Source organism: Pseudomonas sp. Seg1 (assembly GCF_018326005.1).
Lineage (GTDB): Bacteria > Pseudomonadota > Gammaproteobacteria > Pseudomonadales > Pseudomonadaceae > Aquipseudomonas.
In genome coordinates this window covers 71,398-85,599 of record NZ_AP021903.1, presented here as the reverse complement: position 1 = coordinate 85,599, position 14,202 = coordinate 71,398, and the positions used below count along the sequence as shown (strand labels likewise).

General features: G+C 61.0%; 15 protein-coding genes. 7 read left to right on the top strand and 8 right to left on the bottom strand.

Features of this window, described 5'->3' with window-relative positions; translation table 11 throughout:
- The first annotated feature begins 69 nt into the window (after positions 1 to 69).
- From KI231_RS00390 to KI231_RS00370, 5 genes are read left to right on the top strand one after another with little or no spacing between them, the layout of a single operon-like run.
- The gene (locus tag KI231_RS00390; protein ID WP_213027131.1) at positions 70 to 810 is read left to right on the top strand and encodes an SURF1 family protein; all 741 of its coding nucleotides are present in this window, start codon (positions 70 to 72) and stop codon (positions 808 to 810) included.
- Complete coding sequence (locus KI231_RS00385; RefSeq protein WP_213027130.1) at positions 776 to 1,369, top strand: PA_0111/PP_0108 family redox-active disulfide protein; 594 nt, start codon at positions 776 to 778, stop codon at positions 1,367 to 1,369. The genes KI231_RS00390 and KI231_RS00385 overlap by 35 nt, the downstream gene beginning before the upstream one ends.
- 10 nt (positions 1,370 to 1,379) lie before the next feature.
- Entirely contained in the window at positions 1,380 to 2,459 is a 1,080-nt protein-coding gene (locus tag KI231_RS00380) for a COX15/CtaA family protein (RefSeq protein WP_103302937.1), read from the top strand.
- Positions 2,447 to 3,346 (top strand): heme o synthase, encoded by a 900-nt coding sequence (gene cyoE / locus KI231_RS00375; RefSeq protein WP_103302936.1) that lies wholly within the window; start codon positions 2,447 to 2,449, stop codon positions 3,344 to 3,346. The genes KI231_RS00380 and cyoE overlap by 13 nt, the downstream gene beginning before the upstream one ends.
- Positions 3,343 to 3,978 carry an SCO family protein gene (locus KI231_RS00370; RefSeq protein ID WP_213027129.1) on the top strand — a complete coding sequence of 212 codons (636 nt, stop codon included), beginning with the start codon at positions 3,343 to 3,345 and terminating at the stop codon, positions 3,976 to 3,978. Before cyoE ends, KI231_RS00370 begins: the two co-directional genes overlap by 4 nt.
- Before the next feature lie 294 nt (positions 3,979 to 4,272).
- On the opposite strand, the gene KI231_RS00365 is transcribed toward KI231_RS00370, so the two are convergent.
- The 3 genes from KI231_RS00365 to KI231_RS00355 form a co-directional block, all read right to left on the bottom strand.
- Positions 4,273 to 5,043, bottom strand: a complete 771-nt coding sequence (locus KI231_RS00365) for a MetQ/NlpA family ABC transporter substrate-binding protein (RefSeq protein WP_103302933.1) — start codon at positions 5,041 to 5,043, stop codon at positions 4,273 to 4,275.
- A 77-nt stretch (positions 5,044 to 5,120) separates the two neighbouring features.
- A complete protein-coding gene (locus tag KI231_RS00360) occupies positions 5,121 to 5,795 on the bottom strand; it encodes a methionine ABC transporter permease (RefSeq protein ID WP_103302932.1) in 675 nt (224 codons plus the stop codon).
- Positions 5,795 to 6,802 (bottom strand): methionine ABC transporter ATP-binding protein, encoded by a 1,008-nt coding sequence (locus tag KI231_RS00355; RefSeq protein WP_103302931.1) that lies wholly within the window; start codon positions 6,800 to 6,802, stop codon positions 5,795 to 5,797. Before KI231_RS00355 ends, KI231_RS00360 begins: the two co-directional genes overlap by 1 nt.
- 260 nt (positions 6,803 to 7,062) lie before the next feature.
- Here KI231_RS00355 and katE point away from each other — a divergent pair, with 260 nt between their 5' ends.
- On the top strand, positions 7,063 to 9,204 hold the full coding sequence (katE, locus tag KI231_RS00350; protein WP_103302930.1) for a catalase HPII: 2,142 nt from the start codon (positions 7,063 to 7,065) through the stop codon (positions 9,202 to 9,204).
- Between the two features lie 92 nt (positions 9,205 to 9,296).
- Here katE and KI231_RS00345 read toward each other — a convergent pair whose 3' ends face one another.
- Genes KI231_RS00345 through KI231_RS00330 form a run of 4 tightly spaced genes read right to left on the bottom strand, consistent with a single transcriptional unit; the run spans position 9,297 to position 12,096 of the window.
- Positions 9,297 to 10,010: a PA5502 family lipoprotein gene (locus KI231_RS00345; protein ID WP_213027128.1), complete on the bottom strand. Its 714-nt coding sequence runs from the start codon at positions 10,008 to 10,010 to the stop codon at positions 9,297 to 9,299.
- A 37-nt stretch (positions 10,011 to 10,047) separates the two neighbouring features.
- Complete coding sequence (znuB, locus tag KI231_RS00340; protein WP_213027127.1) at positions 10,048 to 10,836, bottom strand: zinc ABC transporter permease subunit ZnuB; 789 nt, start codon at positions 10,834 to 10,836, stop codon at positions 10,048 to 10,050.
- Positions 10,829 to 11,614: a zinc ABC transporter ATP-binding protein ZnuC gene (gene znuC, locus KI231_RS00335; RefSeq protein ID WP_103302927.1), complete on the bottom strand. Its 786-nt coding sequence runs from the start codon at positions 11,612 to 11,614 to the stop codon at positions 10,829 to 10,831. Before znuC ends, znuB begins: the two co-directional genes overlap by 8 nt.
- Positions 11,614 to 12,096: a Fur family transcriptional regulator gene (locus KI231_RS00330; RefSeq protein ID WP_007911760.1), complete on the bottom strand. Its 483-nt coding sequence runs from the start codon at positions 12,094 to 12,096 to the stop codon at positions 11,614 to 11,616. Before KI231_RS00330 ends, znuC begins: the two co-directional genes overlap by 1 nt.
- A gap of 66 nt (positions 12,097 to 12,162) precedes the next feature.
- Between KI231_RS00330 and KI231_RS00325 the strand changes: the two genes are divergently transcribed.
- Positions 12,163 to 13,083 carry a zinc ABC transporter substrate-binding protein gene (locus KI231_RS00325; RefSeq protein ID WP_213027126.1) on the top strand — a complete coding sequence of 307 codons (921 nt, stop codon included), beginning with the start codon at positions 12,163 to 12,165 and terminating at the stop codon, positions 13,081 to 13,083.
- A gap of 122 nt (positions 13,084 to 13,205) precedes the next feature.
- On the opposite strand, the gene KI231_RS00320 is transcribed toward KI231_RS00325, so the two are convergent.
- Positions 13,206 to 14,159, bottom strand: a complete 954-nt coding sequence (locus KI231_RS00320; RefSeq protein WP_213027125.1) for a homoserine kinase — start codon at positions 14,157 to 14,159, stop codon at positions 13,206 to 13,208.
- Positions 14,160 to 14,202: the final 43 nt, after the last annotated feature.

Sequence of the window (14,202 nt, the reverse complement as noted above, 5' to 3'; positions counted from 1 at the left end):
GGAAGACTCCGGGGGACAGGCGATGCAGTTGAGTATAGCGATCGCGACGACTGACTTTGTGGCGCAGCCATGAAGCGCTTTCGTCCGGGCGTGATACCGACCGTGGTGGTGGCGTTGTTGCTGCCGCTGCTGGTGTCGCTGGGCTTCTGGCAACTGGGCCGGGGCGCGGAGAAAACCGCCCTGCTCGCCAGTTATGCCGAACGTCGCGCCGCCGAGCCGATGGCCAGCAGCGAATTGCTGCACAGCGCCGACCCGGCCTATCGCCGCGTGCATCTATATGGCCAGTTCGACGCCGCGCACAGCTTGCTGCTCGACAACCGCCAGCGTAACGGCAAGGTCGGCGTGGAGCTGCTGCAACCGTTTCAGGATCAACGCAGCGGCCTGTGGCTGCTGGTCAATCGCGGTTGGCTGCCGTGGCCGGATCGCCGCGTGCCGCCGCAATTCACCACGCCCACTGATGCGCTGAATCTCGACGCCTGGGTCTACGTCGCCCCCGGCGCAACCTTCCAGTTGCACGCCGATCCGGTCAGCAGCACCTGGCCGCAAACCATCACCGCCGTCGAGCCGGCCAAGTTGTGGAGAACCCTCGACCGCGACGGCTTCGCCTACGAGGTGCGTGCAGAACAAGGCCCGGCCAGCTACGAGGCCGATTGGCCGGTGGTCGCCATCGGCCCGGAAAAACACCTCGGTTACGCCGTGCAGTGGTTCGCCATGGCCGCCGCCCTGCTCGGCCTCTACCTCTATTTGGGCTTGCACAACGCAAAGGAGAAAAACCATGGGAACGACCATGAATCCACCCAGCATGTCTGAGGCGAAACCTGCCGCCACCCGTCGGCGTGGGCGCATTCAACTGCTGCTGATTGTGCTCGGCGTGATCGGTCCGATGATCCTCGCCACCGGCATGTACAAGTTGCAGTTCTGGGTGCCGGAGGGTCGCAGCTACCACGGCGAACTGATCGGCAACGGTCAGACTCGCGCCGACCTTGGCGTGGTCGCCGATGAGCAGCGCTGGCAGATGCTGGTCACCGCGCCCAAGGATTGCGCGGTCGATTGCCAGCAGTTGGTGTATCTGGCGCGGCAGATCCAGATCGGCCTCGGTCGTGATGCCAGCCGCGCCAGCCACGCCCTGGCCGCCGCACAGCCTTTGGGTGCTGACTACGAAGCCAAATTGACCCGTGAATATCCGCAACTTCAACGCTATCCCTTGGATGTCACCACCTTCAGCAAGACCACTGGCGACAAAGCCACCCCACAACTGTGGATCATCGACCCGCACGGCAATCTGGTGCTGCGCTACGACCCGAACGTCAAAGGCAAGGACCTGCTCAACGACCTGCGTCACCTGCTGAAACTGTCGAACATCGGATAAGGGCATCGTCATGGCCAAACCTGGATTTCGCCTCGCGCTGTTTGCCACCCTGCTGGCCCTGATTGTGGTGCTGCTCGGCGCCTACACCCGCCTGACCCACGCAGGTCTGGGCTGTCCGGACTGGCCGGGCTGCTACGGCTTTATCAGCGTGCCAAAAAGCGAAGCCCAACTGGCCCATGCCGAACTGCATTACCCCGACTCGCCGGTGGAGGCGCACAAGGGCTGGAACGAGATGATCCACCGCTACTTCGCCGGCACCCTCGGCCTGCTCATTTCGATTCTGGCCGGGCGCGCCTGGGTCAATCGGCGTCATCCGGGGCTGCCGTTGAAACTGCCGCTGTTTCTGTTGGCGGTGGTGTTTGCGCAAGCGGCGTTCGGCATGTGGACGGTGACGCTCAAGCTCTGGCCGCAAGTGGTCACCGGACATTTGCTTGGCGGTTTTGCGACCTTGAGCCTGCTGTTTTTGCTGACGTTGCGATTGTCCGGGGTGCTGCCGGCGCTGACCGTGCCCAAGCGTTTGCAGTATTGGGCGACCGCTGGCCTGTTACTGGTGATCGGCCAGATCGCCCTCGGTGGCTGGGTCAGTTCCAATTATGCGGCGGTGGCCTGCATCGACTTCCCGACCTGCCACGGCCAATGGCTGCCACCCGCCGACTTCGCCAACGGCTTTCACCTGACTCAACACATCGGCCCGAATTATCTGGGTGGACAACTCGACAGCGATGCGCGCACGGCGATTCATTTGACCCACCGCATCGGCGCGCTGTTGGTGACGTTGGTGCTGCTCGGTCTGGCGTGGCAATTGAAAGTGGTCGGCATGACGCGGTTGGCCGGGTTAGTCGTGGTCGCGCTCGGCGCACAGATCACCCTCGGCATCAGCAACGTGCTGTTCCATCTGCCGCTGCCGGTGGCCGTGGCGCATAACGCCGGCGGTGCGGCGCTGTTAATGACCATGGTGCTGGTCAATTACCACGCGCGGACCAGTCTGGTCCGGGTCAAACAACCGGTGCTCGCGCGCTGGCGCCTGAGCCCGCGTAAACACGCGGCCGCGCCCATCACAATAAAAGGAGAAACGCCGTGGCGATTCTGATTGGCGAACGCCCGCATCAGGCGATCTGGCGTGACTATCTGGAGCTGACCAAGCCAAAAGTCGTGGTGCTGATGCTGATCACCTCGCTGGTCGGCATGTTCCTCGCGACCCGCGCCGGGGTGCCGTGGACGGTGCTGGTGTTCGGCAATCTGGGCATCGCGCTGTGTGCCGGCGGTGCGGCGGCGGTCAATCATGTGGTGGATCGGCGCATTGATGCGGTGATGGCGCGCACGCATAAACGGCCAATGGCCGAGGGCCGGGTTTCGCCTGCCGCTGCACTGACCTTTGCGCTGGTGTTGGCGCTGCTCGGTCAGGCGTTGCTGCTGACCTTCACCAATGCGCTGACGGCATGGCTGACGCTGGCTTCGCTGCTCGGTTACGCGGTGATCTACACCGGTTTTCTTAAACGCGCGACGCCGCAGAACATCGTCATCGGCGGCCTCGCCGGCGCCGCACCGCCGCTGCTCGGCTGGACCGCCGCCACCGGCCACGTCAGCGCCGAACCGCTGTTGCTGGTGCTGATCATCTTCGCCTGGACGCCGCCCCACTTCTGGGCGCTGGCGATCCATCGCAAAGAGGAATACGCCAAGGCCGACATCCCGATGCTGCCGGTCACTCACGGCGAGCACTACACCAAGGTGCACATTCTGCTGTACACCTTCGCGCTGCTGGCGGTGAGTCTGCTGCCGTACGTGATCCACATGAGCGGCGCGCTCTACCTGATATGCGCCCTCGCCCTCGGCGCGAGGTTTCTGCAATGGGCCGTGGTGCTGTACCGTGGCACTCGGCCGCACGCGGCGATCAACACGTTCAAGTACTCTATCTGGTACTTGTTTCTGCTGTTCATCGCCCTGCTCGTAGACCACTACTTACTGTTGAACCTATGACTCGAACCCAGAAAACCGTCTTCATCCTCGTCGCCGTGATCGCGCTGATCCTGGGACTTACCGTCAACAAGGTGCTGAGCGGCAAGGGCCAGGGCGACCCGACCGCGCTGATCGACGCCGGCATTATTCTGCTGCCGCAGAGCCGCACCCTGCCAAACGTGACGATGACCGATCAGGACGGCAAACCGGTCGCCATCGACGAGTTGAAGGGCAAGTGGAGCCTGCTGTTTTTCGGCTACACCTTCTGCCCGGACATCTGCCCGACCACATTGGCGCAACTGCGGCAGATCAAGAGCGAACTGCCTAAAGACGCTGTGGATAAGTTGCAGATCGTATTGGTCAGCGTTGATCCGAATCGGGATAACCCGAAGCAGTTGAAGCAGTACCTGGGTTACTTTGATCCGCAGTTCGTTGGCCTTACGCCGAGCTCAATCGAAGAACTGCAAAAGGTCGCCAACGCGGTGAGCATTCCGTTTATTCCGGCGGACACCAGCAAGCCGAATTACACCGTGGATCACAGCGGGAATCTCGCGGTAATTGGCCCGGACGGGACGCAGCGTGGCTTTATCCGTGCGCCGTTGAACAACGCCAAACTGGTGGCGCAGCTGCCGGTGATGCTTAACCGCAAATAACCGCCTAAAGGCAAAAGCCCCTCACCCTAACCCTCCCGAAACGTCGGACCGCCCAGAGGGAGAGGGAACTGAACGGGGGATGCTGAAGAAATACGCCGACGTGAAAGTGCTGGCCGAATCCATAATCGAATGAATCTTTCAGGTCGATGCATAGCGCCAGACACCTCGGTCGGCCCCCTCTCCCTCGGGAGAGGGCTGGGGTGAGGGGAAGCTTCACAGCAGGTCCAAAGCCAAACACCAGACACAAAAAAGGGGACGCACATTGCGTCCCCTTTTTCGTTGCAGCGATCTAAATCAGAACGCCGGCAGTACCGCGCCTTTGTACTTCTCGGTGATGAATTGCTTCACTTCCGGGCTGTGCAGGGCGGCAGCCAGTTTCTTCATTGCGTCGCTGTCCTTGTTGTCCGCACGGGACACGAGAATGTTCACGTAAGGCGAATCGTTGCCTTCGATCACCAGCGCGTCCTTGGACGGATCGAGCTTGGCTTCCAGCGCGTAGTTGGTGTTGATCAGGGCCAGATCGACCTGGGTCAACACACGCGGGATGGTCGCGGCTTCCAGTTCACGGATTTTCAGATCTTTCGGGTTTTGGGCGATGTCTTTGAGGGTCGACAGAATGTTGGTCGGGTCCTTCAGAGTGATCACGCCAGCCTTGGCCAGCAGCAACAGCGCACGGCCGCCGTTGGTGGCGTCGTTCGGGATCACCACGTTGGCGCCGCTTGGCAGGTCTTTCAGATCCTTGATCTTGCTCGAGTAAGCGCCCAGCGGTTCCAGGTGCACACCAGTCACAGCCACCAGGCTGGTGCCCTTGGCTTTGTTGAACTCATCGAGGTACGGCTGGTGCTGGAAGAAGTTGGCGTCCAGACGCTTTTCGGCAACCTGTACGTTTGGCTGAATGTAGTCGGTGAAGACCTTGACCTTCAGATCCACGCCTTCTTTGGCCAGAGCCGGCTTCACGAATTCGAGGATTTCCGCGTGCGGCACCGGAGTGGCGGCAACGGTCAGGGTTTCGGCGTGGGCCGAGAATGCCGCAACGGCAGCGAAAGCAGCGATCAGTTTTTTCATTCAGCTAACTCCTTTTGAGGCGCCCGTCTGGCGCCTGCCAGCGAATGGCCGGCTCATCTCTAAGTTACAAAAACCGGTTATTTGCGCGAGAAATGTACGACCAGTCGATCACCGACCATTTGCAACACTTGCACCAGGATCAACAGCAGCACCACGGTGACAATCATCACGTCGGTCTGGAAACGCTGATAACCGAAACGGATCGCCAGGTCACCCAGGCCACCGGCGCCGACCACACCGGCCATCGCCGTGTAGGACACCAGGGTAATCGCCGTCACCGTAATCGCTGCAAAGATGCCCGGACGGGCTTCCGGCAGCAAGGCGTTCATGATGATCTGCCGCGTGGTCGCGCCCATCGACTGGGTTGCTTCGATGATGCCGCGATCGACTTCACGCAGCGCGGTTTCCACCAGACGCGCGAAGAACGGCGTGGCCCCGACCACCAGCGGCGGAATCGCACCGGCCACGCCCAGCGACGTACCGGTGATCAGCACGGTGAACGGGATCATCACGATCAACAGAATAATGAACGGTAGCGAACGCAGAATGTTCACCGCCAGCGACATGACCGCGTAGAAGCCACGGTTTTCCAGAAGCTGACGCGGGCTGCAGAGGAACAGCAACACGCCCAGCGGCAGGCCGAGCAGCACGGTGAACAGCAGCGAACCGCCAAGCATCAGCATGGTGTCGCCGGTGGCCAGCCAGATTTCGTACCAGTCGATATTGGTGAAGAAACTGATCAGGTCTTCCATTAGCGCAATACCTCCATGTGAACGTCAGCGGCGGTGAAGCGGGCGAAGGCCGCTTCCATGTCGCCACCGGTGACGGCGAGGGTCAATTGCCCGTACGGAATGTCTTTGATGCGGTCGATGCGACCGGCGAGGATGCTGTAGTCGACGCCGGTTTCCCGGGCGACTGTGCCAAGCAACGGCGCGTAGGTCGCTTCGCCCTGGAAGGTCAGACGCACGATGCGGCCGGGCACGTGAGCGAAGTCATCGCGCTGCTCGCTTTCGTCGATCTGCTCGCTTTCCTGGACGAAACGCTTGGTGGTCGGGTGCTGCGGATGCAGGAACACATCGGCCACCGAACCTTGCTCGACGATCACGCCGGCATCCATCACGCCAACCTGATCGCAGACGCGGCGGATCACATCCATCTCGTGGGTGATCAGCACGATGGTCAGCTTCAGTTCGCGGTTGATCTCGGCCAGCAGTTGCAGAACCGACGCCGTGGTTTGCGGGTCGAGAGCGCTGGTGGCCTCGTCGCAGAGCAGGATTTTCGGCTTGGTCGCCAGGGCGCGGGCGATGCCGACGCGCTGCTTCTGGCCGCCGGACAACTGCGCCGGGTACTTCTTGGCGTGATCGGACAGGCCGACGCGCTTGAGCAGCTCGGCGACGCGCTTGTTGATTTCGCTGCTCGACAACTCACCGGCCAGGGTCAGCGGCAACGCAACGTTGTCGGCCACGGTCTTGGAGGCGAGCAGGTTGAAGTGCTGGAAGATCATCCCGACTTGCTGGCGGAAACGGCGCAGGCCGTTGGCATCCAGCGCGGTGACTTCTTCGCCGTCGACGATGATCTTGCCGCCACTGGATTGTTCCAGGCGATTGATCAGACGCAGCAGGGTACTTTTGCCCGCACCGGAATGACCGATCAGGCCGAAGACCTGACCGTTCTCAATCTTCAGACTGGTCGGGTGCAGGGCGGGAATGTCCTTACCGGCGACGCGGTAAGTCTTGTGGACGTTTTGAAACTCGATCACGTAGCGAACCTTGTGGGGCGCGTTAGAAAAGGATCAGCGGTTAGCCGGGCGCGCATTTTAGCCTGTCCGTATAGAGGTTCTTAGCATTTATTTCGCAATTAACCTTCGATTTGGCAATAACAAGATCAAAGGTCATAAAAAAGGAACGCCCGTTCCTGCTCATCGGTCACTAGTTAAGCGACTTGAAACCCTGGGTAACCGTGCCCGGAAACGCTCAAGAGTCCCCGTTGAAAAGGGGTCAAACGAGGAGTTTACGTCTGATGAGTACCAAGAAACCTACCACCGGCAAAAGTGAACTGGCTGGAACCGATACCCCGGATCGCGCCAACACCAATACCAAACTCGACAGCCTGGAGAAATTTCGCTCCGACGCCACCGGCCAGGCCCTGCGCACCAACCAGGGCGTGAAAATCGCCGACAACCAGAACACCCTCAAGGTGGGCGCCCGCGGCCCATCGCTGCTGGAAGACTTCATCATGCGTGAGAAGATCACGCACTTTGACCATGAGCGGATCCCGGAGCGCATCGTCCACGCCCGCGGCACCGGCGCACACGGTTTCTTTCAGGCTTACGAGAACCATGCCGCGCTGACCAAGGCTGGCTTCTTACAGGATCCGGGGAAAAAGACCCCGGTATTCGTGCGCTTTTCCACTGTGCAAGGACCCCGCGGCTCCGGCGACACCGTACGTGACGTGCGCGGTTTCGCGGTGAAGTTCTTCACCGATGAAGGTAACTTCGACCTGGTCGGCAACAACATGCCGGTGTTCTTCATTCAGGATGCGATCAAGTTTCCCGACTTCGTCCACGCGGTAAAACCTGAGCCGCACAACGAAATCCCGACCGGCGGCTCGGCCCACGACACCTTCTGGGATTTCGTCTCCCTGGTGCCGGAATCGGCACACATGGTCATCTGGGCCATGTCCGACCGGGCGATCCCGAAAAGCCTGCGCAGCATGCAGGGCTTTGGCGTGCATACGTTCAGGCTGGTGAATGCCGAGGGTAAATCGCGCTTCGTCAAATTCCACTGGCGCCCTACCGCCGGCACTTGCTCGCTGGTCTGGGACGAAGCGCAGAAGCTCGCCGGTAAAGATACCGACTACCACCGTCGCGATCTCTGGGAAGCCATCGAGATGGGCGACTACCCGGAATGGGAGCTAGGCGTGCAGGTCATCGAGGAGGAAAACGAGCATGACTTCGATTTCGACATCCTCGACCCGACCAAGCTGATCCCCGAAGAAATCGTGCCGATTACGCCGTTGGGCAAAATGACCCTCAACCGCAATCCGGATAACTTCTTCGCCGAGACCGAGCAGGTCGCGTTCTGCCCGGGCCATATCGTGCCGGGGATCGACTTCTCCAACGACCCGCTGCTGCAAGGTCGTCTGTTTTCCTACACCGATACGCAGATCAGCCGACTTGGCGGGCCGAACTTTCACGAACTGCCGATCAACCGCCCGGTCGCGCCGTTCCACAACGGCCAGCGCGACGCCCAGCACCGCACGGTGATCGACAAGGGTCGCGCGTCTTACGAGCCGAACTCGATTGACGGTGGCTGGCCGAAAGAAACCCCGCCGGCCGCGCAGGACGGTGGTTTCGAGACGTATCCGGAACGCATCGACGCCGCCAAGATCCGCCAGCGCAGCGAGTCGTTCAGCGATCACTTCTCGCAAGCACGGCTGTTCTTCAACAGCATGAGTGCGCACGAGAAGGAACACATCATCGCCGCCTATAGCTTTGAGCTGGGCAAGGTTGAACGTGAGTTCATCCGTGCGCGGGAAGTGAACGAGATTCTCGCCAACATCGATCTGGAACTGGCCAAACGTGTGGCGGCCAATCTGGGTCTGCCGGCACCAACCAAAGGCACGGTTGAGGTGCGCAAAACCTCCTTCGACAATTCGCCTTCGTTGAGTCAGGCCAATCTGTTACCGGAGAACATCAAGACTCGAAAAGTGGCGATTCTTGCGGCGAACGGCGTCGATGGTGCAGCGATTGATGCAATGAAGAAGGCATTGGCGGCTGAAGGTGCGCATGCCAAGTTGCTTGGCCCGACTTCGGCGCCAGTGAAGACTGCCGACGGTAAAAGCCTGCCAGTGGATGCATCGATGGAGGGCATGCCGTCGGTAATTTTCGATGCGGTGTTCGTGCCGGGTGGTGCGGCGTCGGTCAAAGCACTAAGCGGTGACGGCGTGGCTCTGCATTACGTGCTGGAGGCATACAAGCATCTGAAGGCGATTGCACTTCAGGGCGAAGCCAAGCAGTTGTTGGATGTTTTGAAGCTGGAGGCAGATGCCGGGTTGCTGGAGGGCAAGGATGTTGGTGCGCTGACCAAGCCGTTCTTTGCCGCGATCGGGCAGCATCGGGTCTGGGCTCGGGAGCCTAAGGCGAAAGCCATTCCGGCCTAAGAAATTAGGCGACTGGTAAGACGTCATCGCGGGCAAGCCCGGTCCCACAGGATCACACTGTACCTGTGGGAGCGGGCTTGCCCGCGATGCTTTTACGGTTTAAGCGGAATCAGAACCATCTGCGCCGGGACTGTGCGCACGATCTGCTTATGGATCTGCAGATCGAAATCCGGATTCAACTTCTTCACGCGCTTGCTCAGCAACGTCGACAACCATGGATAGTCATTGGTACGCGGCGCCTGAATGGTCACTGCACACTCATAATTCACCACATCGGCGGCGATCGCATCCAGTTGGCGGCGAAGTTTGCGGCTATCGGTGATGTTCAGTGCAACCGTGGTGCTCTCGGCAGTCGGGTCGATCACCTTGGCTTTGGGCTTGGCTTCAGCCGCCAGCAACGCCGCTTCAGCCTTTTCCAGCTCAGCCTTGCGCGCTTCGGTGATGGCGCCATTCACGCCACCGGTCAGCGCCGGGGCTTTCGGCATCAACGCACGAGCACGGCTCAGCGCCGTGGCCGCTGCATTCACATCACCTTTCTGCAGGACGATCTGGCTGCGACGCAGATACGCTTCGGCCAATTGCCGTTGGTATTGCTCAAGGGATTGATCGTTAGGGGTTTCGGCCTGCAAAGCGGCCAATTGGTCCTCAGCCGTGGCCAATTCGCTGCTGGCCAGGCTTTGCTCCAGCTGTGCGATGGCCGTAGCCCGCGCATCGGGGACTTCGGCCACCGGCGGCGTGCTTTGGCAGGCGCCCAGCAGCACGGAAAATGCGACAAGGAGCAGATAACGGGAGGCGAACGGCTTCATTCCTGCGACTCTCTAATTGCGCAAAAAGCGAGCAAGTCTACACCCCTCGACGGGGCAGAACAAAACTCAGCAGAAACAGTGCGGCCGCCGTCACAACGATTGACGGGCCGGCCGGGGTGTCCTTGAACCATGACAGCGCCAGCCCGCCACACACGGCGAGTATGCCCAGCAGGCTCGCGCCCAGGGCCATCTGCTCCGGCGAACGGGCGTGACGCTGTGCCGCAGCCGCCGGGATGATCAACAGCGAAGTAATCAGCAACACACCGACGATTTTCATCGCCACCGCGATCACCACCGCAATCAACAACATCAGCGCCATACGCAGACCCGCCACCGGCAAGCCCTCGACCTTGGCCAGCTCTTCATGCACGGTGATCGCCAGCAATGGCCGCCACAGCGCCACCAGCAAAACCAGCACCGCCGCGCTGCCGCCAAGGATCCACGCCAGATCGGTCGGACTGATCGCCAGCAGGTCGCCGAACAGATAGCCCATGAGGTCAATCCGCACTTCATGCATGAAGCTTAGTACCACCAGCCCGAGAGAGAGCGTGCTCGGCGCGAGAATTCCCAACAACGTGTCAGACGCCAGCGGTTGACGCTGTTGCAGCGTCACCAGCAGCACCGCCAGCAGCAGGCAGCCGACCGTCACCGCTACCGTCGGGCTGACATCCAGCAAAAAGCCCAGCGCCACGCCGAGCAAAGCCGCGTGGGACAAGGTATCGCCGAAATAGGCCATGCGCCGCCAGACCACAAACGAGCCGAGCGGTCCTGCAACAATCGCCAGCGCCAGACCTGCAAGCAGGGCATACAACAGAAAATCAGCCATGCTTGCAGTTGTCTCCGTGAACGTGAGGTTGGCCAATAACCGGCCCTTTGACTACCGAGCCATGCAGGTCGTGAGCATGGTCGTGATGGTGGTGATAAATCGCCAGGCTCTGTGCGTTCTTGCCGAACAGCTCGACGAACGCCGGGTCGCCGCTGACCTGCTCGGGATGCCCGGAGCAGCAGACGTGACGGTTGAGGCAAACGACCTGGTCGGTGGTGCTCATCACCAGATGCAGATCGTGCGACACCATCAGTACGCCGCAGCCGTGGCGATCGCGCAGACGGGTGATCAGGCTGTAGAGCTCGGCCTGGCCCGCGACATCGACGCCCTGCACCGGCTCGTCGAGTACCAGCAATTCCGGTTCGCGCAGCAGCGCCCGGGCCAGCAGCACACGCTGCATTTCACCACCGGAAACGCTTTGCACCGGGCTGTCGATCACGTGTTCGGCGCCGACTTCCTTCAACGCCGCCAACGCACGCGGGCGATCAACCCCCGGCACCAGTCGCAGAAAACGCAGGACCGAAAGCGGCAAGGTCGGATCGACGTGAAGTTTTTGCGGCATGTAGCCGACGCGCAGTTTCGGCTTGCGCCAGACACTGCCGCTGTCCGGCTTCAACAGCCCGAGTACGGCGCGTACCAGCGTGGTCTTGCCGGCGCCATTAGGGCCGATCAGGGTGACGATCTGCCCCGGCTCGACGCTCAGTTCGATGTTGTCCAGCACAGCCTGCCCGGCAAACGTCACGGCGACCTGTTCCAGACGGATCAGCGCGTTGCTCATCAAGCCCCCTGGCAACCGGAGCAGAGGCCGACGACTTCGACGGTCTGCGCCTCGACGATGAAACCAACGTCCTTGGCGCTGTTGATGATCGCGTCGCTGATCACTTTCTGCTCAAGTTCGATAGCGGCGTGGCAGTCGCGGCAGATCAGGAATTGGCCCTGATGCGCGTGTTCCGGGTGCACGCAGCCGACGAAGGCGTTGAGCGAGGAGATGCGATGCACCAAGCCGTTTTCCAGGAGGAAATCCAGCGCACGGTACACGGTAGGCGGCGCAGCGCGGCGACCGTCCTGCTCGCTGAGCACGGCGAGGATGTCGTAGGCGCCCAGCGGCTTGTGGCTCTGCCACACCAGCTCCAGCACCCGACGGCGCAACGCGGTCAGGCGCAAGCCTTTCTGGGCGCACAAGGTATCGGCCTCGGACAATGCGCTGTGCACGCAATGAGAGTGGTCGTGGGGACGGCTGGCAATCGGTGTAATAGGCATGGGCGGCGACGAGTTTTGATAGAGACGTTATTATGTTACCCGTTCTCGCCTCCTTGAGTGGTCATCGTGTCCCGACTTTTTTCTGTTTTTGTGGCGTTTGTCGCCAGTTTTCTGCTGATCGGTTCGGCTCAGGCCGAAGTCAAAGTCCTCACCAGCATCAAACCGCTGCAGTTGATCGCAGCGGCCGTACAGGACGGGGTGGCGATTCCAGAAGTGCTGCTGCCGCCTGGCGCCTCGCCGCACAATTACGCCCTGCGCCCATCCGACGTACGGAAGGTGCAGTCGGTGGATCTGCTCTACTGGATCGGCCCGGACATGGAAGGTTTCCTGCCGCGCGTGCTCAACGGCCGGACGCTGCCGAGCGTGGCGGTGCAGGATCTGCCGGGGATGAAGTTGCGTCGTTTTGCTGAAGATAGCCATTCCCATGCCGAAGAGGCTGACGAGCATGACCACGATCACCGCCCGGGCACGCTGGATGCACATTTGTGGCTATCGCCGGTCAACGCGCGGGTAATTGCCGACAAGATGGCAGCTGATTTGAGCGCTGCCGACCCGGCGAATGCCGAGCGTTATCAGAGCAACGCCAAGGCCTTCGACGAGCGCCTGGATGCACTGGATCTGCGTTTGAAGCAGCGTCTGGCCAGCGTTGAAGGCAAGCCGTACTTCGTCTTTCACGAAGCGTTCGATTACTTTGAAGAGGCTTATGGCCTGAAGCACACCGGCGTTTTCAGTGTGGCCGCCGAAGTGCAGCCGGGCGCGCAGCATGTCGCGGCGATGCGCAAGCGGTTGCAGGAAGTGGGCAAGACCTGTGTGTTCAGCGAGCCGCCGCTGCGTCCGCGTCTGGCAGAGACATTAGTGGCCGGCCTGCCGGTGAAACTGGCGGAGCTGGATGCACTGGGCGGATACACCCCGGCGACAGCCCAGGGTTATGAACAGGTATTGGAAAAGTTGGGCAATGATCTGGCCGGCTGCCTGGAATCGTTGTAACAACCCAAAACCTTTGGCGAGGGAGCTTGCTCCCGCTTGAGTGCGCAGCACTCACAAAAATCTGGCTGAGTGCCAGAATTTTGGGGCCGCAGCCCAGCGCGAGCAAGCTCGCTCGCCACAGTTCAGAGGGCGAAGGGTAAAGGTGTATTGACCGCCTGCCGCTGCGCCAAGCGCTCTTCAAATTCTTTCGGATCGTGAATCAGCACATCCTGCCCGGCAAACTGCTCTGCCGCGATCAACCGCGACAGCCAGAACCGCACACACGCCACGCGCAGCATGGTCGGCCATAGCTCGGCTTCTGCCGCCGTGAACGGACGCAATGTCACATAGGCACCGAGGAACGCCCGCGCCCGCGGCCCATCGATCAGGCCGTCATCGTCCGAACACCAGTCGTTCAAGGCAATTGCCACGTCGTAGAGCATCGGCCCCGAGCAGGCGTTGTAGAAGTCGATCAGCCCGGTCAGGTGCGTACCTTCGAACATCGCGTTGTCGCGAAACAGGTCGGCATGAATATTCGCCCGGGGCAGCGCAAGAATCTTGTCTTTGCATTCAGTGATTTCATCCAGGGCCTTTTGCAGCAGGGCACGCGGCTCATCGCTCAGGTGCGAAAGAAACTCGGTGCCCTCCTCCAGCATCCAGTCCAGGCCACGATCGGTCTTGCGCTTGATCATGCGCTCGCCCTGCGTCGCCAGGTGCAGATGCGCCTGCAACTCGCCGACTTGCGCGCAATGCTGAGCGTTGGCGACCTTGATGTGCTTGCCAGACAGACGCGGTTGCAGCAGGGCCGGTTTGCCCTTCAGTTCACGCAACGCCACGCCGTCGGTGGTGCGCAGCGCGTAAGGCACCGGCAGATCGGCTTCATGAAGGACGTCGAGCAGGTCGATGAAGAACGGCATTTCCTGAACAGGGCCGCGCTCGACCAGGGTCAGGACGAATTCGCCCTGCTCCAGACTGATGAAGAAGTTGGTGTTTTCACTGCCGGCGGCGATCCCCTGGAAATCAAGCAGACGGCCAAGCCCGTAAGGGGCGAGAAAGGTTTCCAGCTCGGGCCGAGCCAGGGGAGTGAACACAGACATGGTTAAAAACTGCTCAGTTCTGGCGCCGCTTTCGCGCGGCGCC

Coding starts and splice junctions, on each gene's coding strand:
- KI231_RS00390 (WP_213027131.1), top strand. CDS start 70: ATGAAGCGCTTTCGTCCGGGCGTGATACCGACCGTGGTGGTGGCGTTG.
- KI231_RS00385 (WP_213027130.1), top strand. CDS start 776: ATGGGAACGACCATGAATCCACCCAGCATGTCTGAGGCGAAACCTGCC.
- KI231_RS00380 (WP_103302937.1), top strand. CDS start 1,380: ATGGCCAAACCTGGATTTCGCCTCGCGCTGTTTGCCACCCTGCTGGCC.
- KI231_RS00370 (WP_213027129.1), top strand. CDS start 3,343: ATGACTCGAACCCAGAAAACCGTCTTCATCCTCGTCGCCGTGATCGCG.
- KI231_RS00365 (WP_103302933.1), bottom strand. CDS start 5,043: ATGAAAAAACTGATCGCTGCTTTCGCTGCCGTTGCGGCATTCTCGGCC.
- KI231_RS00360 (WP_103302932.1), bottom strand. CDS start 5,795: ATGGAAGACCTGATCAGTTTCTTCACCAATATCGACTGGTACGAAATC.
- katE (WP_103302930.1), top strand. CDS start 7,063: ATGAGTACCAAGAAACCTACCACCGGCAAAAGTGAACTGGCTGGAACC.
- KI231_RS00345 (WP_213027128.1), bottom strand. CDS start 10,010: ATGAAGCCGTTCGCCTCCCGTTATCTGCTCCTTGTCGCATTTTCCGTG.
- znuB (WP_213027127.1), bottom strand. CDS start 10,836: ATGGCTGATTTTCTGTTGTATGCCCTGCTTGCAGGTCTGGCGCTGGCG.
- znuC (WP_103302927.1), bottom strand. CDS start 11,614: ATGAGCAACGCGCTGATCCGTCTGGAACAGGTCGCCGTGACGTTTGCC.
- KI231_RS00330 (WP_007911760.1), bottom strand. CDS start 12,096: ATGCCTATTACACCGATTGCCAGCCGTCCCCACGACCACTCTCATTGC.
- KI231_RS00320 (WP_213027125.1), bottom strand. CDS start 14,159: ATGTCTGTGTTCACTCCCCTGGCTCGGCCCGAGCTGGAAACCTTTCTC.